The following is a 20,473-nucleotide window of genomic DNA, read 5'->3' on the forward strand; positions in this document are numbered from 1 at the left end:
CACCAGTGGTGACACATCCTTATCTACTGTTTTAAGCGCCTATTAAGGTGCCAAGCGGTCGATTGGACGTGCCGCCATCACCTAGGGTCTGAGCAGCGCCAGCCTCTACGCAGCAACCGAGCATCAGCAGCGCAGAAGACTACATTGAGTTTTACGCTTCAACCCCGCATGACCCCGCAAGTCACTGAAGCGGTGTTTTGGGTCACTTTAACTTCAGCGCCACGAAAACCATCGCAGCCCATACTCCAATCACACAGCTCAGTGTCATCTTTGCTTTGAGAAATTTTCTGAGGTGCAAAGGGAAGTTATGGAGGTCATCGGCATCCACTTCTCCTCGTCGTACCAGTAGCCCAGAAAAAAATAATACACCGGTTATCTTCGCCACCAACATCTGCCGTCCAAACCAGCCCTGGTGGCGCAGCCCGGCATGACTAACGACATGACGACTGTTTTTCAAGGCGTCAACCATCTCATTTAAATGGCGGCTGCCTATGTAAATGCTGAGCGTGAAGCTGGCGATGACCAGTAACAACGGTCCGACCATAAACGCCAATGACCACCAGGATTTCCAAAACGACCCACTCATCATTGCTGATTCTTCTCATATAGAAATTCGCCTGCCGATTCACCACCCATACCTCCTACTGTTGTACCTGCCCACGCTCCAGCCCCTACGACAACCGCAGCGCAAATCACTCCCCCAATTCCGGTTGTGGCACCTAGTGCTGCACAGACAGTTGGGCTGGCCGCAAACGCAAATTCACCGCCGAAGTATCCAAGGCCCGCCGATCCTACAAACTTCCCCCCTTCCATGTACCTGACCTTCCTGCAAGGCTCGCCGCCATCTGCCTTGCAGACCTCCTGAATAGCCAGCAGCCCGGACACTCCGCCGATGCCAATGCCGATATAACCTCCAGCCTTCATATATTTGGCGGCCCGGCTTATGGATTGGACGTGGGTCGCGTAACCGGGGATTTGTTTGGGAGCGCCCGCATGATCCCAGTGATGGACCAGACTGCGGCTGGAAATGCCCAGAGCAGTCTTCAGTTTGGGATGGTCGCCGAGAGTCGTTTGGCCGCGCAGGCGGGTGGAGTTAAGCAGGTGCGCGTCCAGCTGGGTGAGCATGCGTTTACGCTCGGCGAAGAATTCGGCGGACTTGAGGTGGCCATGCTGGCGGTAGCTGGTCTGGTGCAGGCTTTCGATGTTTTTCAGGGTATCGCGCAGTTTGTCCAAGTGTTTTTCCAGTACCGCCGCACTCACGCCGAGCCAGGTCGAGGTTTGGCCGGTAAAGCTTGCGATCTCAGCGGCATGGCGGTGCATAAAGTCCGCCTCGTCGGGGGTCAATGGTTCAAGTGCGACTTTGACTTCTTGCGCGGCCAGCATCAGCTGCGATTCGGCATAGGTGCACGAAGTGTTCTCCGGATCACTAAGCACAATCAAGGTGCCTGCCTTGACAGTGCTTTCCAAATTGGGGTTAAGCGTGCTGAATTTTCTCAACGCCGATGACGGCATGTCATCGAAAAGGCCGTGATACAAGTCGTACGTCGACATGCTGCGCGGCACCACATAAAAGCCCGGTTCAGCAGCAGGCACCGGGTCTGGACGTATCAGTTTACGTCGCGGTTGCTGGTCGAAGGGATAACTTCGCGGACCGGATGGATCACTGGTGAGTATGTTTGGTTTAGGCTCCGCAGACCTCATCGCGTAATACTTTTGGATGATTTCGTTATGGGGCGACCTTGGGGGCTTGCTACTCATCAGCTGGCTCCTTGCTTGGCAAAGCCCGAAGCCTAACAAGCCTCAATTCGACGGAGATCGTGTGAGTGATAAAACAGAAATCTCCTACAAGATTGCTAGCTCGATATGTCAGTTCATTGATGCGGAAACACGCAGCCATTCGACATCCCTCCCCCCATTCAGGCAGGATGCCAGCACTTGCTGGCCTGCCATCTGTCACGCCTATTCGAATGCTCTTCATGAGGAAACCCAATGCGGTTTTTCAGCTGTAAAACCGTTCTGTTCATCGCCGCCATTACCCTCGGTCTGAGCAGCGCCAGCCTTTATGCAGCGACCAAGCATCATGCGGCGCAGAAGACACAGAAGGCGCCAACGGGGCAGAAGGTCTCGATGTTGGGCGGCAAGTTTGTGTTTCGGTTGCCCAAGGAATACGTGAAAAGCCCGATGCCGGAGATCGACGCCAAGGCCAAGGCGGCTGGGGTGACCGGTTCGCTGTACATGAACAAGGCCGCCAAACGCGTGGTGATCGTGACCGAAACGCCGCTGGAGTCTGGCGAGAAGGTGTCGAGCAATGACGGCCCGACCCTGGACGGCGTCATCGCTGCCACCCGTGAGCAACAGAAGGCCAGTTACAAGGACTTCAAAGAACTGGGCGAGAAGAAGATGGTACGCCGTGGCCTGGGCGTGCGGCAGCTGGATATTGCCGGCAGCGTCGAGGGTGGCAAGGTGCTGAGCACGACCGTAGCGGCTGCGTCGGGCAAGCGCATGGCGATGGTCAATGTGATTTCTCTGCAGAAAGACGCCAAGGTTCATGGGGAATTGCTGAAGGCGATTACTGATAACAAGAAGTAAGGTTGCTGCTTTTTTGGCAGCAACTGAAGCCTTAAAAGCAGCGTTTTTTTTCGACCTAGCAGAAGCGGGAATGGGATGTGATCCAACGTGACACCGGATTTTCCCCTAAGGAGAGTCCGTAACCCACCTCAGAACTTCAGCGCGGCACAAATCCTTCGCGAATAAATTCGCTCCTACAGGTTCTGGTGTTTTAACCCCGCCTCCACTTCTGCGAGCAACCTCTCGGCATGCGCTACCGCTTCGTTCGCCATTGCCTCGCTCACCGGATCCCCGGAATAGTCGCTGAGATTTCTAACTTTCCGAAGAGCGTCCAACATGATCATGAACTGTCTATCCAGGCCAATGGTGATGGGCAGCGTTTGAATCATCGTTACGTGATGACCTGGCTTGCTGGTCAACGTCCGAAAGCCACTCGCCTGAAGTGCCGCATTGGCCGCTTGCATAATGGTTTTATAAGCCATGTCAAATCGGCCTTCGCTGCTCATTTGCGCAAGCTTTGCATCTGCCAGACTGCGTTTCGCAGCTGCCAGCAGGCGACGGACGTTATCTGTATCTTTCTGGATACTTTCGAGGGCTGTGCCCAAGAGGTTTTCAAGCGTCATGCCTCACTCCCTGTGAACTGCACCGAGCTCCGCTTCGGAGCCAACCACGAACAGCTTAGGCTTGCTGAGCACATCACGGACGAAACCACCTTGATCTTTTACCATTTGAAACCATTCGCTGGCGGGATACTGCCTGGGGTTTATCTCTCTCCCGAGGGTTTCTTGTAGCGGGTAAAGTGCGGCAATCAACTCGCTAAAACTGACGTCACCTATCACCATCAGGTCCATGTCGCTGCCGGGACCCGCCTTGCCGCTGGCCATGGAGCCAAAAACAAATGCAGCGCTTATTCGGCCTGCAAGTGGCTGCAGCGCTACGGACAGGGTCTGCAGCCATCCATCGGTTTTACGCAGGATGCTCGCGAGTTCAGTGAATATCGAGCAATCAGGATTCGCTCGGTAATGGACCTGATTGCCCACGCGAACCTTTTGTAGAACTCCGGCTTCCGCCATCTTTGCCAATTCGCGACTTAAGGTGCCGGAGATGGTTCCGGTCAATCGCGCGATTTCTCGCTGGTGGTATTGCTCCGCAGGGTTCAAGAGCAGTAAGGACAGCACCTTGCGGCGGTACTCCGAGAACAGAAAAGACCCTAGAGACATGCGGACATCCCGATCGCTGCTTTAAAAGCAGCAATTGAAGCCCTAAAAGCAGCAGAATTCCACTAAAAGTGTTTTTTGACACTAAACGTGTGGGTCAGTCTGGATTCAAGCCCGCCGCCCTTCCACCAACATCCGCACCGCCAACCCGAACATCACCGTACCCATCAGCCATTTCTGGACCACGGCCCAAGTCGGGCGCTGGGTGAGAAATACGGCGATAGAGCCTGCGCCCATGGCGATCAGGGCGTTGACGCTGAGGCTGACGGCGATCTGGCAGCTGCCGAGGATCAGCGACTGGCTCAACACGCTGGCACCGTTGTCCAGAGTGATGAACTGCGGCAATAGCGAAAGATAGAGCACCGCCACTTTCGGGTTCAGCAGGTTGGTCATCAGGCCCATGAGGAACAGTTGCCGATTGCTGTCCTTGGGCAAGTCCTTGACCTGAAACGGCGAGCGACCGCCGGGTTTGACGGCTTGCCAGCCCAGGTACAGCAAGTACATTGCCCCGGCGTAACGCAGGGTGTCGTAGGCGTAAGGCACGGCCATGACCAGCCCGGTGATGCCGAACGCCGCGCAGAGCATGTAAAACAGGAAACCCACGCCCACTCCACTCAGGGAAATCAGGCCTGCCTTGCGCCCTTGTGAGATCGATCGGGAAATCAGGTAGATCATGTTCGGCCCGGGTGTCAGGACCATGCCCAGGCAAATGAGCGAAAACGCGATGAGGCTTGAGAGTTCTGGCATAAAGGGTCCGGGCATGGCGACTTCCTGTTGGCGTGTAGAACCGGCGAGCAGCATTGCAGCTTAAGGCTGCACGCGGGTCAATGTTCATTTCACGGGTCAGTCCACCCGCAACGCCGCCGAAAGCCAGTCAACCAGCTTGTGCACCTTGGGCAACGACTCGCGATTGCGCGGCCACGCCAGGTGCAGATCCAGGCCTTCGGTGGCCAGGTGCGGGAGGATTTCCACCAGTTCGCCGCGCTGCAATTGTTCCGTGATCAGCCAGGTCGCCAGTTGTGCAACCCCGCTGCCCGCCACGACGGCTGCGACTTGGGCTTCAGCGTCGCCGACGATGATGCGGCCGTCCATCATGCGCATTTGAATCTGTCCGGCGGCATCGACGATAAGCCACGGGCTGGTGCTGCCGTAAGACTTGCCATACAGAATGCACGCGTGATCGGCCAGGTCGTCAACGGTTTGCGGCGCGCCATGCCGTTGCAGATAACTCGGGGCGGCACAGAAAATCACCCGCTCGGTGCCCAAATAACGATGGCCTAAGGTTGAAGGCCAGGCCGACGGGCCGCCGATCCTGACCGCGAGGTCGACGCCCTCCTCCAGCAGATCTACAAAACGGTCGGTGAAGGACACGTGCGGCCGCAGCTTCGGATGTTGCTCGGCAAATTGCAGAATCAGCGGCAAGACCTGCAACCGTCCAAAGGATGCGGGCAAATCCACACGCAGATGGCCGGCCGGCTCGGAGCGCTGCGCAGCCAGTGCGGTCTCGGCATCTTCAAGCTCATCGAGGATGCGTCGGCAAACGGCGTAGTACGCCGAACCCTCTTCGGTCAGGGACAGGCTGCGGGTGGTGCGCTCGAACAGACGCATGCCCAGGCGGCTCTCCAGACGCGCCACACTTTTGCTGACCGCTGAGTTGGTCAGGTTCAGGCGCTCTGCGGCACTGGTGAAGCCGCCGGCGTTGGCCACGGCGACGAAGGTGACGATACCCTTGAGGCGGTCGGTAGAGATCATGGCTGAGCGTCAATTGATGAAATAGATTCCATAGTGCCCGGAAAAACCACCAAAGATAAGAAGTCGTTTCTCTAATAACCTAGCGGCATTCTTAATTTCGGGTCTTGTTTATGCCTTCTTTTGACACCACTGCCACTGGCACAGCCAGCGGCGAGAAATCCACGGGCGCTGGATTGTCCATTGCCATCCTGGCCCTGGCAGGTTTTGTGATCGTTACGACGGAATTCCTGATCATCGGTTTGCTGCCATCAATGGCACGGGATCTGGGCATTTCCATCTCCGACGCCGGGCTGCTGGTGACGCTGTTTGCCTTTACGGTGATGCTGTTTGGCCCGCCGTTGACTGCAATGCTCTCGCACCTGGATCGCAAGCGTACCTTTGTCATCATTTTGCTGATCTTCGCTGCGGCCAATGCCCTGGCGGCGGTTTCCAGTAACATTTGGGTGCTGGCTTTCGCCCGTTTCATTCCGGCGCTGGCGTTGCCGGTGTTCTGGGGCACCGCCAGCGAGACCGCCAGTTTGCTGGCCGGGCCCGAGCGCGCAGGCAAGGCGGTCGCCCAGGTTTATCTGGGTATTTCAGCTGCCATGCTGTTCGGCATTCCGCTGGGAACGTTGTTTGCCGATGCGGTGGGCTGGCGTGGCGCGTTCTGGGCGCTGACCGTGTTGTCGATGTTGATGGCGTTGCTGCTGTGGATCTCCATGCCATCGCTGGCACCGACCGCAAAAGTCGGCCTGGCCAAACAGGCAAAAATCCTCGGCGATCCGCGTTTTATCGCCAATCTCGTGCTGTCGATCCTGCTGTTCACGGCGATGTTCGCGGCTTATACCTACCTCGCCGACACTCTGGAACGCATTGCGCTGGTGCCTTCCGCCCACGTGGGTTGGTGGCTGATGGGTTTTGGCGCGGTCGGCCTGATTGGTAACGGCCTTGGCGGGCGTTACGTTGATCGCAGCCCACTGGGTTCGACCATCGTTTTCGCCGTGCTGCTGGCTCTGGGCATGACCGCGAGCGTTCCTGCGGCGGGTTCGTTGCCACTGTTGTGTGCGGTGCTGTTTGTCTGGGGCGTTGCCCACACTGCGCTGTTCCCGATCTGCCAGATTCGCGTCATGAAAGCTGCGCCGCAAGCTCAGGCACTCGCCGGTACGCTCAACGTTTCAGCGGCCAATGCCGGGATCGGTCTGGGTTCGGTCATCGGCGGCGTGACCATCGAACACCTCGGTTTGCATGATGTAGGTTATGTCGCAGCGGCGATTGCCGTTCTCGCAGTCATTACCGCCGTGCTGACCCTGCGAATGAAATCCAATTAGGAACGTCGCAATAACCCCTCTAACCGTCGCAAATCACTATGTTTTGTGACGGTTTTTTTAATTATGGCAAAAGGCCCTTCCCATAACGGCCGCCGGAGGCTCAAACTCCGGTCTTTCGGTCTTGTTCAAGGTTTCAGGCCGGTCAACATTACACCGGTGAACGTGATGAAGCACTACGAAGGCAAAGGATTGTCGTTTGCCAAGCGCATCTATTGGTCACGCACTGTCGGCGTAAGCATCGGTTGCTTCAGCGTCGCGGCTACGCTTTACCCATTGAACCCGCCGACCTGGATCTGGGTGTTGATGGCCTGCAATGTTTTTCTGTGGCCCCACATTGCGCTGAGGCTGGCAAAACGCTCCTCGCAGCCGTATTACGCGGAACATCGCAACATTCTTTGCGACTCCATCGCGGGCGGCTTCTGGGCTGCGGCCATGGGCTTCAGCCCGCTGCCTACCGTCACCGTCCTGGCGATGATGGGCATGCACAACATGGCGGCAGGCGGTCAACGCCTGTTTCTGCTGGGCTGCGTCGCCCAGGCCTTCGGCGCACTAATCGCCATGCTGCTGGTTTCCCCCTCGTTCGTACCTGAAAGCACCGCCCTGCAAATCTACGCCTGCCTGCCGGTGCTGGTGATTTATCCGCTTTTTGTAGGCCATTCCAGCTACCGGCTCGCGGTAAAACTGAGCGAACACAAACATATCCTAGGCAAACTCAGCCGTACCGACAGCCTGACCGGTTTGATCAACCACGGCTCGTGGAAGGATCTGCTGCAGATCGAGTTCGGCAATTGCCAGACGCTGGCACGCCAGACCACCGTCGCGCTGATCGATATCGACCACTTCAAGTCAATCAACGATACCCATGGCCACATCACTGGCGATGCAGTCCTCAAGCAGATGAGCGCCGCACTGGTCGCCAACCTGCGCGAATGCGACCTGGCCGGCCGTTATGGTGGCGATGAGTTCTGCGTGATTCTGCCCAATACCAGCGAAGCCCTGGCCCGGGAAATTCTGGAACGGCTCAATCACGAAGTCTCCAACTACCGCGACAGCATATTGCCCGACCTGCACATCAGTCTGAGCATCGGCATCGCAACTTATCAGCCCTATATGATCGACGCCGCCGCCTGGCTCAACGAAGCCGACAAGGCGCTGTACGTGGCCAAGACCACAGGCCGCAATCGAATCTGCGCCGCTGAACCTGCGTTAGCCGCCAATGACGAGCCAGAACTGGATATGGAAGCTTCCGCGTCCTGAGCCCGAAAGGGAAACTTTGTTGGAGCGAGGCTTGCCCGCGAAGGCTTAGTTATTAATTAAAAATAAGTTATGAATTGAATATACCGGCTTATTCGCGGGCAAGCCTCGCTCCAACAAGTATCATCCTTCATTAACGGTAGATATATTCTCCAACAGCCATTCCGGCGAGTGTTCTTCAAGGAGTTTGCTGACCGGTTTATCCAGTGCGAGCTTGCCGTAGAGGGTTTCTTCCCGGTCAAGGTGTTTCTGCTGCACCTGACGATAATCGGGCGGATAGATACTCTGTTCGATGGGCAGCAGGCGATCAAAATGTTCAAGCAGCCCCTGGAATACAAAGCGGCGCTCGACGGTATTCAACGTAGTCGCGATAAGTCTGAAAAAAAACTGGGCGTCTTGCTGACGCAGGGCTTCGGACGCGGCGTAACGTTCGGCCAGGGTATAAGGCGCGCCATCGTCGAAAACCACACAACACAGGAGCTCGCGTGTATTGCCGCTGAACGGGTTGGCGCACGCGGCGCACCTTTCATGCTGGCCAAGTACGAAACGAATCGATTGCTCGGCCAACTCTATGCTATCGCCATCGTTAAGTTCCAGTACGTCCTCCAATAAAGGGGCCTGTCTCCCAAACCGCGCGATTTGTCGGCTGAAGTTCATCAGCAATCCCTGCGGCCCCAGCAGTTGCGCCTGCTGATCGCTCAGTTGAGCCTTTGACAGCGCAGCCTGCCTGGCCGCCAGTGTATGGAATGCATGAAGATCTCCCCGGCCTTCATGCAAATAATGTCCGGACAGGCACCGTAACGAACCGTCTTCCTTGATAAACGAAACGCTCATGAATCACTCCCTAATCTATACAGAACTTTTGTTATTGTGTTGTGCAGCGCTTATCGTCCCTGGACCGGGATCTATGATGTACCTTAACTCTTGTGCCACTCGAAAATTTCAAACTTATTGCGTACGACCGCTCACCTGTGCAAAGCCATGAGTTCGCCCCGACTGCGGACATTATTCTTTTTCAACAGCGAAGAAACATGATCCCGCGCGGTATAAGCACTTATCTGGAAATGACCGGCAATTTGTTTGTTGGTAAATCCTCGCAATAGCAGATTCAAGACGTCCCTCTCTCTACTCGTCATCTCCGCGATGTACCCTTTTGCGATTAATTTAATCCACGACTGAAAGGTAGGATCAATCCGAAAAAGAACGTTTCATAGCGAATACTCCTACAGCCAACGCAGAAAATCTAAACTCACGACTTACACTACGCAGAACAAAATGGCTACCAGGCGTATAGACGGCGAGATTAAACGCGCGAAATGATAATTACAATCATCTGTAATAAATAAATTCGGCGATGAAATTTCTTACATAAGACACTACTAACTACATGTCAGAAACAGGAAACAGCCCGCATCTTGAATAGAAACGGGCTGACAGATATTAAACTTCAATTCTGTTTGAACATCTCTTCCGCGCGTTTGCGAATCTCGTCTGGGGTTAGATCCTGCTTGTGAGTCGCAATGAACCAGCAGTGCCCGTACGGATCTTTCAGGGTGCCGGTTCGGTCGCCGTAAAACATGTCGGTTACCGGCGTCAGTGATTCTGCACCCGCATCGACGGCGCGCTGGTAGACGGCATCGGCATCGTCGACATACAGGTGCATTCCGAACGGCGGCTTGCCGGTTTTCTCCGGGCTGCCCAGCGCGCCTTGCTCGCAGGGCTCGGACAGCATCAACATGGAACTGCCAATGCGCAGCGCTGCATGGCCGACGCGACCGTCGGGGGTGTCGAGGCGAAAGTCCTCGGTAGCGCCGAACGCTTTTTTATAAAACTCGATGGCTTGCGCGGCTTCCTTGACGCCCAGATAAACCGTCAGGCTGTGGTAGCCCTCGGGTATGGTTTGAACACTCATTTTTGTTCTCCTCTGTGTTTGGCAAGATGTCCATCAAGGCTTCAGATCGAACAGTGCCTTGCCGCTTTCCATGTCGAACGGCGCTGAAAAATGCTCGTGCACCGCTTTCCATTCACCGTTGATGCGCCGATAACCTGCGCTCGCCCGCATCCAGGATGATTTCTGTTCGCCCTTGTCATCGGTCCCGCCGCAACTGCACAGCCAGTGGGCGAAAGCGAGATCGTCATCGGCGTAAATCAGCAGATCCCGCGGTTCGAAAAGCATCGCTCCTTCGCACAGGCCCAGGCAGAACTCCCAATGTTTGCGGTAGGCCTCGGCGCCTTTGAACTGCAACTGAATGATCGCGTCATAAGCGACGATGTCAGGCGCGTAATAGGCCATGATCCGATCCAGATTCTTGTCCCGGACCGCAGCGGTCCATTGTTTGATAAGCGCACCGATTGCCTCGGTGGCGCTCGGGGTATTCAGGTTGGTAGCAGCTTTCATGACGTTCTCCTGTGGTCGTTGCGCTCAGCGGCTTGCCGCCTGAGCAGACTGCTGCAAATTCAGGGTTCGAACCGGGCGCACTTCGACGCTGCCCACACGTGCGGCAGGAATATGCGCCGCGATGTGTAGGGCATCGTTGAGGTCCTTGGCATCGATCAGGTAAAAACCGGCCAACTGTTCCTTGGTCTCGGCAAATGGCCCGTCGGTAATCCTCACTTTGCCGTTACGCATGCGCACGGTGGTTGCGGTCTGCACCGATTCCAACGGCTCGGCGGCCAGCATGTGGCCGCTGGCGTGGACGGACTCGGCATAGGCGAAACACTCGTCATCACGCGGACTGTCCGGATGCGTATGCAGGATCTGTTCGTTGCTGTAGATCAGGCAAAGGTATTTCATGGCGTCCTCCGTTACGGGCTTTCTGCCCTATGCACAGGATTAGTCGTACAGGGCCAGTGGAAATCGACAGGATCAGCAGCTGATTTTTCCACGCCGATAAACGGTCACCGAAGAGTCAGGCCTGGGATTCAAGTTCGTGCAGACGCCCTTCGAGAAACTGCCGGTCGACGCTTTGCCGGGATTTTTCGATGGCCATGCGATACGCCAGGCGCGCTTCATCGAGGTGGCCTGCACGCCGACACAAGTCAGCCTTCGCCGACCAGGCCAGGTGGTAATCGCGCAACTCCTCACGATTGAGCAGCGCATTGATCAGCGCCAGACCCGCCTGCGGACCGCGCAGCATGGCAATCGCAACCGCTCGATTGAGCTCAACCACCACCGAGTCGGTGAGACGCAGCAATACGTCATACAGTCCGACGATTTGCGCCCAATCAGTGTGGTCGGCACTGGAGGCCTCAGCATGCACCGCGGCGATTGCCGCCTGCACGCTGTAGACGCCGTGCCGCCCGGAACGCAGGGCTTGCTCGACCAGCGCCTCGCCCTCTTCAATCAATCGCCGATCCCACAGGCTGCGATCCTGCTGCTCCAGCATCACCGGTTCGCCACTGGCCGTGGTTCGCGCGGGGCGCCGGGATTCGTTGAGCAGCATCAACGCCAGTAACCCGGCGACTTCCGGCTCCGGCAGCAGATCCAGCAACAGCCGACCCAGACGAATCGCTTCGCTGGACAGGTCATTGCGGGTCAATTGATCGCCGGACGAGGCGAAATACCCTTCGTTGAACACCAGATAGACCACGCGCAGCACGGCATCCAGGCGCTCGGGCAACTCGGCGAAGGACGGCACTTCATAGGGAATTTGGGCGTCAAGAATCTTGTTTTTGGCCCGCACAATGCGCTGCGCCACAGTGGACGGTTTGGTCAGGAAGGCCCGGGCGATTTCTTCAGTGGTCAGGTCGCAGACTTCACGCAAGGTCAGCGCAACCTGGGCGTCGTCGGTCAAGGCTGGATGGCAACAGATAAAGATCAAGCGCAGCCGGTCGTCTTCGACGCTGTCCAGATCGGGTGTCTGCACTCGGTCTTCCAGCTCCCGGGCCATCTGGATCAGTGAAGCGTTGAAACGCGAGCGACGGCGCAGGCTGTCGATAGCCTTGAAGCGGCCCGCCGATATCAGCCAGGCCCTGGGACTTTGTGGCAGGCCGGTTTGCGGCCATTGCTCGACCGCGGCGATGAATGCATCCTGCAAGGCTTCCTCGGCCAGTTCGAAACTGCCCAGCAGGCGGATCAGCGTGGCCAGAACCCGACGCGACTCCTGACGGTAGAGACTCTCGACTTCGGCGTTGATGGTTCGCGTGTTTTTATTATTGTGCTCACGATGCTGCTTCATGCCTGACTCTCGCGTGGCGTACGAGAGAGCGTAGCCTGCGCGGCATCAGCGTGACTGCCGCTCCAGACCAAATGCACAAACCAGGCTTAACGCCCCGCGAGCACCGCGTCGACCTGCACACCTCGGCGCAGACCGTACACTGCGGCGGTCAACACGCCCACCGTGCCCATCACCGCGCAGTAGACGACACACACCCATGGGCTCCAGGGCATCAGCGCGATCAGCATCAACGGCGTGGTGCTGGCCCAAAGTGCGTAGGCGATGTTGTAGGTAAACGAGATACCGGAGACGCGAATTTTTACCGGGAACAGCCCGACCATGACCGAGGGCACCACACCGACGATGCCGCAAGCCAGACCGGCGATGGCATAGGCGATGCCCGGCGTAAGCCACTCACCGATCAGGCTGGCGTACAACGAACCGATGCCCAGCGGCAGTAACAGGCTGTACAGCATCACGCCGCGCCACGCGCCGATTCGGTCCACCAGCAGTCCCGCCAGCACGCAACCGATATTGAGAAACACGATGCCCAGGCTGCTCAATGCGAAGGTGTGGCTGGCGCTCATGCCGAAACGCTGCTGCATGACCGTGGGCGTGATGACCACCAGCACGACTACGGCGGAGGTCAGCACGCAGGTCAACAAGACCGCCGGCAGCAAGGACTGGCGATGCTCGCGCAATACCGCCTTGAGCGGGAATTCCGCCATTTCGCTCCGCTGCGCGTGCAAGGCCATGAATACCGGCGTTTCACTCAACCAACGGCGCAACCACACGCCGAAGATGCCGAACACGCCGCCCAGCAGGAACGGGATGCGCCAGGCGTAATCGAGGATTTCCGCAGGGGTGAACACTTTTGCCAGCCAGGTGGCGACCAATGCGCCCAACAGATAGCCAAAGGTCAGCCCGGCTTGCAGCACGCCGAGGGCATAACCACGATGACCGGGCGGCGCATGTTCAGCGACAAATACCCAGGCGCTGGGCACTTCGCCACCGACTGCCGCGCCTTGCAGGATGCGAAAACCGAGCAGGATCAACGGCGCCCAATAACCGATGTGCGCGTAGGTGGGCATCATGCCGATCAACAGGCACGGCAGCGCCATCATCAGAATGCTCAGGCTGAACACGCGTTTGCGTCCGAGCCTGTCCGCGAAGTGCGCCATCAGAATGCCGCCCAACGGCCGCGCCAGATAGCCGGTGACGAAAATGCCGAAGCTTTGCAGCAGACGCAGCCATTCGGGCATTTCCGGCGGGAAAAACAGTTGGCTGAGGGTCAGCGCGAAGAACACGAAAATAATGAAGTCATAAATTTCCAGCGCCCCGCCCAAAGCCGCAAGGCCCAGGGTTTTGTAGTCAGCGCGCGACAGCGGCTGGGGACGTGATCGGACAATGGCCGTCATAAAGAACCCGAAACGGTGAAAGACAAGGGGGCGACATCAGGTCGCAGGGCGCGAAGAATAGCAAACTCGCGCGCGATGAGTTTGTCACTGCACCGCGCTTGAGCTCAGTGGTCGCGATTGCCGCCCTGGGCCGGACTTCAATTGCGTCCGGCGCGGCGTTCGGCCACCTGACCCAGAACGGCCAGATCCATGTGACCTTCATCATTGGCCTGGGCATCGAGCAGGCTGCCATATACCACATTGGCCACGGGCAACGGCACCGCCACATGCTCGGCGGCCGCCAATGCCAGGCTGATGTCCTTGAGCCCCAATGAGGCCTTGAACAAGGCCGGTTCATAACGACGCTCGGCGATCATGCCGCCATAGCCTTGATAGATCGGGCCGGGAAAGATACTGCCGGAAATCAGCTCGATCAGCGTACCGGGCTCGATCCCGTAGGCATCCACCAGCACCGCCGCTTCACCCATGGTTTCGATGGCGGACGCGAGCATGAAATTGACCGCCAGTTTCAGTACGTTGGCCCGCGATGCCTGTTCGCCCAAGGGCCAGGTTTTCTTGCCGATCAGGTTGAACAGCGGTTGCACGGTCTTGATTGCCGCACCGGGCCCGGCCGCCAGGATGTTCAGCGCGCCAGCGGCAGCGACGTCCGGACGCCCCATTACCGGTGCGGCGATATAAGCGACGCCACGTTCAGCATGCAGGGCCGCCAGTTCCTCGGCGAAGGCGACGGCAATAGTCGCCATGTTGATGTGAATCAGCGGCGCCTTGAGCGTGTCGAGCAGGCCGGATTCAAGCAACACCTCACGCAGCGCGTGATCATCGGCGAGCATGCTGAACACCACGTCATTGCCAAAGGCCTGGGCCGGATCGGCGGCGGCCTTGGCACCCAGCGCAACCATCGCCTGTACCGGCTCTGGCGAGCGATTCCAGACCCAGACTTCATGGCCGCCTTTCAATAGATTGGTCGCCATGGCCTGCCCCATGTTGCCGAGTCCTACGAAACCGATGTTCATGAATGTGCTCTCTCCAGGTCGAATCAAGTGCCCTAGAGTGCGCTTTTGCCGGACTGAAAAAAATAGGTGTTGGTCTGGCGGGTAGTAACGACAGGCTAACTTCGGATGTCTTCCATCGCGCGGCAAACAGAGGGACCGTTGGAGGCTTGCCCGCGAATCGGCCGCAGGAGCGACTGTAGGAGCGACTTCAGTCGCGAGCCTCATCAATTGCCCTCCCGGCTAAAGCCAGTCCTACAGCAAGCCTCCAACGATGCAATTCACTCAGGTATTTATTTGCACCTTGAGCCACCCCAGAAACTCGCGAACCGGGGACTGCCGCTCCCGTCCGGGGGCGCAAACGGCCAGGTAGCTCGGGCCCGGCAAGCTGATGTCGGGGCGATAAGGCACGAGCAGGCCTTTGGCCAGGCTGTCTGCCACCAGCACATTGCTGGCCAGCACGAAGCCATGACCGGCGATGGCGGCATTCAGGGCGAAATGCTCGTCGTCATACTCGCGCAACACCGCTTGCGTCAGCCAGTCGGTATGGCCAGCGGCCGCGCACCAGGTGGGCCAATCCACCCTGAAACCGCCGGGGATCTGCCAGCGCAGGTTGATCAGCTCAACCCGAGTCTGCGGCGTTGGGTCGCTGTAATCAGGCGCAACGTAAGCACCGAAACGTTCATCCATCAACGGCTGGCTGATCAACCCCGGTTCTTCGCGTGATGAGGTACGAATCGCCAGGTCGATACTCGAATCACGCAGCAGATCCACTAGGTCGTTACTGGTTTCAACCCGCACATTGATATGCGGCCAGGCGCGATAGAAATCGCCAAGTCTGGGGATTAACCACGCCGCCGCCAATGCCGGCGTGGTCGAGAGCACCAGCGTGTGCATGTCCGGTTGCGGACGAAACCCTGCCAGGCTATCGCGGATGTCCAGCAGCGCACGATGGGCGTCGCGATAGAGGCGTTCACCTTCCGGCGTCAGTTGCACGCCTTTGCCGGTGCGCTCGAACAGCAACGTGCCCACCCAGGCTTCCAGCGCCTTGACCTGATAAGAAACCGCCGCCGGCGTGACGAAAAGCTCGTAGGCCGCCGCCTTGAAACTTCCTGTTCGCGCAGCCGCCTCAAACGTGCGATACGCGGTTAACGGTATTTTCGAAAACAAGGGCGGCCCCGTGGTGGACGTCAATTGAATTGATCGGACCTTAATTTATCTCATTTTCCCCAGGTTCGGCCCGACGTCAGGATGGGTTATCGATATGCATCTGGAGACCACCATGCAAGGCCCGACACGCAAAATTGTGCAGGCAACGCTTTACGAACTGATTGCCATCGGCGTGTTATCCCCAGCGCTGTCATGGCTGTACGACGAGAGCCTGACCTATTCCGGCGCGTTGTCGGTCATGCTTTCGGCCTCCGCCCTGCTGTGGAACATGCTCTTCAACTATGGGTTTGAGTACTGGGAAGCGCGGCAGGCCCAGCGCAGCAGAACCTGGCAACGGCGCTTGCTGCATTCGCTGGGGTTCGAAGGCGGCCTGACGTTGCTTCTGTTGCCGCTGATTGCCTGGTGGTTGGCGATTTCCTGGTGGCAGGCGCTGGCGACCAATCTGGCGTTGTTTGTATTTTTCTTCTTTTACGCGTTGGTTTTTCAGTGGGCGTTTGATCGGCTGTTCGATGTTCCAGAGTCGGCTAAACAATCGCTGCCCACTGAATGTTCAGTGTGAACGCAGAATTAAGCGTGAATTAAGTCTGGTTGGTTAATCTGGCTTCAACCAGACAGCTGAACGTTCCAGCTGCTGATGAATCTACTGCATCAGATAAAACCAGAAGGAAGACCCGATGAAAACTTTACCTGCCCTGTTCGCCGCCCTTGCCCTTACCGCCGCTGCCGGTGTTGCCCAAGCCGATATCGGCCCTGATGAAGTGGTACGCCTGCATAAAGCCGGTACTGTTATGGACTTCGAAAAGCTGAACAAACTGGCCCTGGACAAGCACCCTGGCTTCACCATTCACGACACCGAGCTGGAAAACCAGGCCGGGCGTTATATTTACCAGGTTGAACTGCGTGATGCGAAAAACGTGGAATGGGATGTAGACCTGGACGCCAAGACCGGTGAAGTATTGAAAGACAAGCAAGATACGTAATGCAGGAATGCATTACGGAGGACTGGCTTTAGCCGGGAGGAGGCCAGGACATTCGCAGAAGATGCGTTGTCAGACACTGGCCCTCCCGGCTGAAGCCGGTCCTACGGATTCTGCAATTGACGTTACTTCATCATTGAAAGACAGAATGCAGTACGTAGGACTGGCTTTAGCCGGGCGGAGGCCAGTACATACGCAGAAGATGCGTTGTCAGAACTCTGGCCCTCCCGGCTGAAGCCGGTCCTACGGATTCTGCAATTGATGTTACTTCATCATTGAAAGACAGAATGCATTACGTAGGACTGGCTTTAGCCAGGAGGAGGCCAGTACATACGCAGAAGATGCGTTGTCAGAACTCTGGCCCTCCCGGCTGAAGCCGGTCCTACGGATTCTGCAATTGACGTTACTTCATCATTGAAAGACAGAATGCATTACGTAGGACTGGCTTTAGCCGGGAGGAGGCCAGTACATACGCAGAAGATGCGTTGTCAGAACTCTGGCCCTCCCGGCTGAAGCCGGTCCTACGGATTCTGCAATTGACGTTACTTCATCATTGAAAGACAGAATGCATTACGTAGGACTGGCTTTAGCCGGGAGGAGGCCAGTACATTCGCAGAAGATGCGTTGTCAGAACTCTGGCCCTCCCGGCTGAAGCCGGTCTTACGGATTCTGCAATTGACGTTACTTCAACCCAACCTTCAATAACCGCCCGTTATCCTCATCAGTCAGCACATAAAGGTAGCCGTCCGGTCCTTGGCGTACGTCTCGAATACGCTGTTTCAGATCGCCCAGCAGTCGTTCTTCATGGACGATCTTGTCGCCATCAAATTGCAACCGAATCAACTCTTGCGACGCCAGTGCGCCAATGAACAGGTTGTGGTCCCAGGCCTTGAAACGTGACGCGTCATAAAAGGTCATGCCGCTGATGGCCGGGGATTTTTCCCAGACATGGAAAGGTCGGATCGTACCTTCGACCACCTTGCCTTTCGCCTCGGGAATAGGCTCGCCGGAATAGTTAATCCCGTCGGTCGCCAGCGGCCAGCCATAGTTGCCGCCGCGTTCGACAATGTTCACCTCATCCCCGCCGCGCGGCCCGTGTTCGTTGGTCCACAGCGTGCCGGTCCACGGATTGAGCGTCGCGCCCTGTTGGTTGCGGTGCCCATAGGACCAGATCTCCGGACGCACATTTTTCTGGCCGACAAAGGGATTGTCGGGCGGCACCTTGCCGTCCGGGAACAGGCGCACGACTTTGCCTTGCAGTTTGTCGAGATCCTGCGAAGTCGGGCGATTGTTGTTTTCGCCCAGTGCGATGAACAGGTATCCATCACGATCAAATACCATTCTTGAACCAAAGTGATTGCCCACGGACAACTTCGGTTGCTGGCGGAAGATCACCGTGAAGTTTTCCAGTTTGCTCAGGTCGGCGGACAGACGACCACGTCCGGCGGCAGTGCCGGCTTTACCGTCCTTGCCCACTTCGGCGTACGTCAGGTAAACCAGCCGGTCGTTGGCGAAGTCCGGCGAGAGCACTACGTCGAGAAGACCGCCCTGCCCGTTGGCCCAAACCTGCGGCACCCCGGAAATCGGCTGCGACAACTTGCCATCCGCCGCCACTACCCGCAGATTGCCGGGGCGTTCAGTCACCAGCATGCCCTGTTTATCTGGCAGAAACGCCAGCGCCCATGGGTGCGCCAGGCCTTTGCTCACTTGCTCGACAGTGACGCTGCCCTGCTCGCTTTTGAATTCCTGGATATCCGCAGCGTAGGTCGTCAGCGGTACGGTCAATAATGCTGTGGTACATAGCGTTGCAATCAAGGTTTTGCGGAACATGAACAATTCCTTATGCAGAGGGATCAGTCAGTAGTGTTGCGCGGGCGCTGAGTGTCATTGGTCGAAGGTCGGGCAGGCTGTTGCCGGGTCGGATAGCCGTTGCCGACGCCGCCATTCTCGAGGGTTGGCGGACGAGGATTGGGCACGGTGTTCGGCCCCCGCAGCGGTGGAATACTCGATTCGGTGCCCTGGCGGCTGTTCGGATTCGCCCGATGGATGGGGCTGTTGTGGGGATTGCTGTTGTTCAGTGTGCTGTTGGGCAAGGTCTGCGCGTGGGAAACACTGGCAAGGCCGGCCAGCATCAGGCCGCCGAGCAAGGGCACTGCAACGCTACGCAAGAAAATGTTCATCAGTTACCTTCTGTTCAGAAACGGTAAGGACTCAGGCCTTTGATGGCGGTTGCCGACCTAGGTTCGGCGCTGGGCCCTTGATGAGCAACGATTGCGGCAACAGGTTTGTAACAAGGATGGTCAGGATGGATAAACGGGCTGGGGTTTTCCCCAAATATCATTGTAGGAGGGGACTTGTCCCCGAAGGCGGCAGTCGCTCCGACCCAACAATGACGTTATACCCGGTAAATCAAGGTCGACTGGGCGGGCCTCTTCGGGGACAAGTCCCCTCCTACCCGTCGCGTCACGAAATCGCATTTCATACTCACGTCAGAGACCCTTACGACATGACCGAAGTCACCCAGGCCGCACCGGCCTTGAAGGAAATCTTCAACCGGGCACGCCTCCAGCACATCGCCGAACAGACCGCTGCGGTCTACCCCGCATTCGACGTCCCGGCGTTTCTGACCCATGTCAGCAAGGATCTGGACAATCTGTCGCTCATGCAGCGCCTGAACCGCGTCAGTCGCGGCCTGCATGCGTGTCTGCCGGACGACTACGTCGCGACGCTGGACATCCTTTACAAGCTTGCCCCACGCCTGAACAGTGGTTTTGTCACCCTCGTTCTGCCTGAATACGTGGCGTTGTATGGTCAGCATGATTTCGAGCGATCCATGCAGGCGCTGAAATACTTCACCGCTTTCGGCTCTTCGGAATTTGCCGTGCGGCACTTTCTGCGCCTGGACTTCGGGCGCGCGCTGCAACTGATGCAGGATTGGGCGCAGGACGATAACGAGCACGTCAGGCGTCTGGCCAGCGAAGGCAGCCGGCCTCGGCTGCCCTGGTCGTTTCGCATCGAAACGCTGATGCGCGATCCGTCACCGGTATTGCCGATTCTTGATGCGCTCAAGGCTGACAGCAGCCTGTACGTGCGCAAATCGGTGGCCAATCACTTCAATGACATCACCAAGGACAATCCGGACTGGGTGCTGGATCAGATTGAAAGCTGGTCGCTGGACAACCCTCATACGGCGTGGATTGCCCGGCACGCCCTGCGTTCGCTGATCAAGAAAGGCGACCGCCGCGCCCTGACCATCATGGGTGCCGGCCATGCAGCCCAGGTGCGCATCGAACAGCTGAGCGTCAGCCCCGAACAAGTGCGCCTGGGTGATCGGATCAACCTGTCATTCCGTCTGACTTCCACTGCGGCGCACAGCCAGCGCCTGATCATCGATTACGCCCTGCATTACGTGAAAAAAGCCGGCGGCACTTCGGCCAAGGTGTTCAAACTCAAGACCTTGAACCTGGCGCCCGGCGAGTCCGTGAGGGTCAGCCGCGAGCAGCAGATCCGCGATTTCACGACCCGGGCGCATTATGCGGGCAAGCATGAGCTGGATATCCTGATCAACGGCGAGTGCCTGGCCCGAACCTTTTTCGATCTCACGGACTGAAGTACCTTGGAGCGCTGCACAAATCTTCCAGACTTTTCTCCCGGGCCGCGCTGA

At 57.5% G+C, this 20,473-nt stretch carries 23 protein-coding genes; 6 read left to right on the forward strand and 17 right to left on the reverse strand.

Features of this window, described 5'->3' with window-relative positions:
• Positions 1-202 precede the first annotated feature (202 nt).
• The gene (locus tag AABC73_RS22020; RefSeq protein WP_341520949.1) at positions 203-586 is read right to left on the reverse strand and encodes a hypothetical protein; all 384 of its coding nucleotides are present in this window, start codon (positions 584-586) and stop codon (positions 203-205) included.
• Positions 586-1,758 carry a hypothetical protein gene (locus tag AABC73_RS22025; RefSeq protein WP_341520950.1) on the reverse strand — a complete coding sequence of 391 codons (1,173 nt, stop codon included), beginning with the start codon at positions 1,756-1,758 and terminating at the stop codon, positions 586-588. Before AABC73_RS22025 ends, AABC73_RS22020 begins: the two co-directional genes overlap by 1 nt.
• Positions 1,759-1,989: 231 nt before the next feature.
• Here AABC73_RS22025 and AABC73_RS22030 point away from each other — a divergent pair, with 231 nt between their 5' ends.
• Entirely contained in the window at positions 1,990-2,589 is a 600-nt protein-coding gene (locus AABC73_RS22030) for a polyribonucleotide nucleotidyltransferase (RefSeq protein WP_341520951.1), read from the forward strand.
• Between the two features lie 173 nt (positions 2,590-2,762).
• On the opposite strand, the gene AABC73_RS22035 is transcribed toward AABC73_RS22030, so the two are convergent.
• The 4 genes from AABC73_RS22035 to AABC73_RS22050 all read right to left on the reverse strand — a co-directional run bounded on the left by AABC73_RS22035 (position 2,763) and on the right by AABC73_RS22050 (position 5,537).
• A complete protein-coding gene (locus AABC73_RS22035; protein WP_341520952.1) occupies positions 2,763-3,191 on the reverse strand; it encodes a HEPN domain-containing protein in 429 nt (142 codons plus the stop codon).
• A 3-nt stretch (positions 3,192-3,194) separates the two neighbouring features.
• Complete coding sequence (locus tag AABC73_RS22040; protein ID WP_341520953.1) at positions 3,195-3,788, reverse strand: nucleotidyltransferase domain-containing protein; 594 nt, start codon at positions 3,786-3,788, stop codon at positions 3,195-3,197.
• Positions 3,789-3,893: 105 nt separating this feature from the next.
• Positions 3,894-4,532: a LysE family translocator gene (locus tag AABC73_RS22045; protein WP_331149388.1), complete on the reverse strand. Its 639-nt coding sequence runs from the start codon at positions 4,530-4,532 to the stop codon at positions 3,894-3,896.
• A gap of 96 nt (positions 4,533-4,628) precedes the next feature.
• Entirely contained in the window at positions 4,629-5,537 is a 909-nt protein-coding gene (locus AABC73_RS22050) for a LysR family transcriptional regulator (RefSeq protein WP_341520954.1), read from the reverse strand.
• A gap of 110 nt (positions 5,538-5,647) precedes the next feature.
• Here AABC73_RS22050 and AABC73_RS22055 point away from each other — a divergent pair, with 110 nt between their 5' ends.
• Entirely contained in the window at positions 5,648-6,844 is a 1,197-nt protein-coding gene (locus tag AABC73_RS22055) for an MFS transporter (protein WP_341520955.1), read from the forward strand.
• A 165-nt stretch (positions 6,845-7,009) separates the two neighbouring features.
• Positions 7,010-8,101, forward strand: a complete 1,092-nt coding sequence (locus AABC73_RS22060) for a diguanylate cyclase (RefSeq protein ID WP_341520956.1) — start codon at positions 7,010-7,012, stop codon at positions 8,099-8,101.
• Positions 8,102-8,221: 120 nt separating this feature from the next.
• Here AABC73_RS22060 and AABC73_RS22065 read toward each other — a convergent pair whose 3' ends face one another.
• From AABC73_RS22065 to AABC73_RS22105, 9 genes are all read right to left on the reverse strand, one after another.
• On the reverse strand, positions 8,222-8,932 hold the full coding sequence (locus AABC73_RS22065) for a hypothetical protein (protein WP_341520957.1): 711 nt from the start codon (positions 8,930-8,932) through the stop codon (positions 8,222-8,224).
• 131 nt (positions 8,933-9,063) lie between these two features.
• Entirely contained in the window at positions 9,064-9,234 is a 171-nt protein-coding gene (locus AABC73_RS22070; RefSeq protein ID WP_341520958.1) for a LuxR C-terminal-related transcriptional regulator, read from the reverse strand.
• A gap of 311 nt (positions 9,235-9,545) precedes the next feature.
• A complete protein-coding gene (locus tag AABC73_RS22075) occupies positions 9,546-10,010 on the reverse strand; it encodes a VOC family protein (RefSeq protein ID WP_341520959.1) in 465 nt (154 codons plus the stop codon).
• A gap of 33 nt (positions 10,011-10,043) precedes the next feature.
• Complete coding sequence (locus AABC73_RS22080) at positions 10,044-10,496, reverse strand: nuclear transport factor 2 family protein (protein ID WP_341520960.1); 453 nt, start codon at positions 10,494-10,496, stop codon at positions 10,044-10,046.
• 24 nt (positions 10,497-10,520) lie between these two features.
• The gene (locus tag AABC73_RS22085; RefSeq protein WP_341520961.1) at positions 10,521-10,892 is read right to left on the reverse strand and encodes a YciI family protein; all 372 of its coding nucleotides are present in this window, start codon (positions 10,890-10,892) and stop codon (positions 10,521-10,523) included.
• A gap of 115 nt (positions 10,893-11,007) precedes the next feature.
• A complete protein-coding gene (locus tag AABC73_RS22090) occupies positions 11,008-12,276 on the reverse strand; it encodes an RNA polymerase sigma factor (RefSeq protein WP_341520962.1) in 1,269 nt (422 codons plus the stop codon).
• Positions 12,277-12,362: 86 nt separating this feature from the next.
• Complete coding sequence (locus AABC73_RS22095) at positions 12,363-13,673, reverse strand: MFS transporter (protein WP_341520963.1); 1,311 nt, start codon at positions 13,671-13,673, stop codon at positions 12,363-12,365.
• Positions 13,674-13,810: 137 nt separating this feature from the next.
• Positions 13,811-14,686 (reverse strand): NAD(P)-dependent oxidoreductase, encoded by an 876-nt coding sequence (locus AABC73_RS22100; RefSeq protein WP_341520964.1) that lies wholly within the window; start codon positions 14,684-14,686, stop codon positions 13,811-13,813.
• Positions 14,687-14,947: 261 nt separating this feature from the next.
• Positions 14,948-15,832 (reverse strand): LysR substrate-binding domain-containing protein, encoded by an 885-nt coding sequence (locus AABC73_RS22105; protein WP_341520965.1) that lies wholly within the window; start codon positions 15,830-15,832, stop codon positions 14,948-14,950.
• A 112-nt stretch (positions 15,833-15,944) separates the two neighbouring features.
• On the opposite strand from AABC73_RS22105, the gene AABC73_RS22110 reads away from it, so the two are divergent.
• Positions 15,945-16,391, forward strand: a complete 447-nt coding sequence (locus tag AABC73_RS22110) for a PACE efflux transporter (protein ID WP_341520966.1) — start codon at positions 15,945-15,947, stop codon at positions 16,389-16,391.
• A 115-nt stretch (positions 16,392-16,506) separates the two neighbouring features.
• Positions 16,507-16,812, forward strand: coding sequence for a PepSY domain-containing protein (locus tag AABC73_RS22115; protein WP_341520967.1), 306 nt, complete (start codon positions 16,507-16,509; stop codon positions 16,810-16,812).
• A gap of 678 nt (positions 16,813-17,490) precedes the next feature.
• Here the strand turns inward: AABC73_RS22115 and AABC73_RS22120 are convergent.
• Together AABC73_RS22120 and AABC73_RS22125 are read right to left on the reverse strand one after the other, a co-directional pair.
• Positions 17,491-18,639: a PQQ-dependent sugar dehydrogenase gene (locus tag AABC73_RS22120; protein ID WP_341520968.1), complete on the reverse strand. Its 1,149-nt coding sequence runs from the start codon at positions 18,637-18,639 to the stop codon at positions 17,491-17,493.
• 23 nt (positions 18,640-18,662) lie between these two features.
• Positions 18,663-18,989 (reverse strand): hypothetical protein, encoded by a 327-nt coding sequence (locus AABC73_RS22125; protein ID WP_341520969.1) that lies wholly within the window; start codon positions 18,987-18,989, stop codon positions 18,663-18,665.
• 326 nt (positions 18,990-19,315) lie between these two features.
• Between AABC73_RS22125 and AABC73_RS22130 the strand changes: the two genes are divergently transcribed.
• Entirely contained in the window at positions 19,316-20,419 is a 1,104-nt protein-coding gene (locus tag AABC73_RS22130) for a DNA alkylation repair protein (RefSeq protein ID WP_341520970.1), read from the forward strand.
• Positions 20,420-20,473: the final 54 nt, after the last annotated feature.

Origin of the sequence: Pseudomonas sp. G.S.17 (assembly GCF_038096165.1) — a bacterium.
Lineage (GTDB): Bacteria > Pseudomonadota > Gammaproteobacteria > Pseudomonadales > Pseudomonadaceae > Aquipseudomonas.

Bases quoted from the DNA above. Each gene is read 5' to 3' on its own strand.
- AABC73_RS22020 (WP_341520949.1), bottom strand. From the start codon at position 586: ATGAGTGGGTCGTTTTGGAAATCCTGGTGGTCATTGGCGTTTATGGTC.
- AABC73_RS22025 (WP_341520950.1), bottom strand. From the start codon at position 1,758: ATGAGTAGCAAGCCCCCAAGGTCGCCCCATAACGAAATCATCCAAAAG.
- AABC73_RS22030 (WP_341520951.1), top strand. From the start codon at position 1,990: ATGCGGTTTTTCAGCTGTAAAACCGTTCTGTTCATCGCCGCCATTACC.
- AABC73_RS22035 (WP_341520952.1), bottom strand. From the start codon at position 3,191: ATGACGCTTGAAAACCTCTTGGGCACAGCCCTCGAAAGTATCCAGAAA.
- AABC73_RS22040 (WP_341520953.1), bottom strand. From the start codon at position 3,788: ATGTCTCTAGGGTCTTTTCTGTTCTCGGAGTACCGCCGCAAGGTGCTG.
- AABC73_RS22045 (WP_331149388.1), bottom strand. From the start codon at position 4,532: ATGCCAGAACTCTCAAGCCTCATCGCGTTTTCGCTCATTTGCCTGGGC.
- AABC73_RS22050 (WP_341520954.1), bottom strand. From the start codon at position 5,537: ATGATCTCTACCGACCGCCTCAAGGGTATCGTCACCTTCGTCGCCGTG.
- AABC73_RS22055 (WP_341520955.1), top strand. From the start codon at position 5,648: ATGCCTTCTTTTGACACCACTGCCACTGGCACAGCCAGCGGCGAGAAA.
- AABC73_RS22060 (WP_341520956.1), top strand. From the start codon at position 7,010: ATGAAGCACTACGAAGGCAAAGGATTGTCGTTTGCCAAGCGCATCTAT.
- AABC73_RS22065 (WP_341520957.1), bottom strand. From the start codon at position 8,932: ATGAGCGTTTCGTTTATCAAGGAAGACGGTTCGTTACGGTGCCTGTCC.
- AABC73_RS22070 (WP_341520958.1), bottom strand. From the start codon at position 9,234: ATGACGAGTAGAGAGAGGGACGTCTTGAATCTGCTATTGCGAGGATTT.
- AABC73_RS22075 (WP_341520959.1), bottom strand. From the start codon at position 10,010: ATGAGTGTTCAAACCATACCCGAGGGCTACCACAGCCTGACGGTTTAT.
- AABC73_RS22080 (WP_341520960.1), bottom strand. From the start codon at position 10,496: ATGAAAGCTGCTACCAACCTGAATACCCCGAGCGCCACCGAGGCAATC.
- AABC73_RS22085 (WP_341520961.1), bottom strand. From the start codon at position 10,892: ATGAAATACCTTTGCCTGATCTACAGCAACGAACAGATCCTGCATACG.
- AABC73_RS22090 (WP_341520962.1), bottom strand. From the start codon at position 12,276: ATGAAGCAGCATCGTGAGCACAATAATAAAAACACGCGAACCATCAAC.
- AABC73_RS22095 (WP_341520963.1), bottom strand. From the start codon at position 13,673: ATGACGGCCATTGTCCGATCACGTCCCCAGCCGCTGTCGCGCGCTGAC.
- AABC73_RS22100 (WP_341520964.1), bottom strand. From the start codon at position 14,686: ATGAACATCGGTTTCGTAGGACTCGGCAACATGGGGCAGGCCATGGCG.
- AABC73_RS22110 (WP_341520966.1), top strand. From the start codon at position 15,945: ATGCAAGGCCCGACACGCAAAATTGTGCAGGCAACGCTTTACGAACTG.
- AABC73_RS22115 (WP_341520967.1), top strand. From the start codon at position 16,507: ATGAAAACTTTACCTGCCCTGTTCGCCGCCCTTGCCCTTACCGCCGCT.
- AABC73_RS22120 (WP_341520968.1), bottom strand. From the start codon at position 18,639: ATGTTCCGCAAAACCTTGATTGCAACGCTATGTACCACAGCATTATTG.
- AABC73_RS22125 (WP_341520969.1), bottom strand. From the start codon at position 18,989: ATGAACATTTTCTTGCGTAGCGTTGCAGTGCCCTTGCTCGGCGGCCTG.
- AABC73_RS22130 (WP_341520970.1), top strand. From the start codon at position 19,316: ATGACCGAAGTCACCCAGGCCGCACCGGCCTTGAAGGAAATCTTCAAC.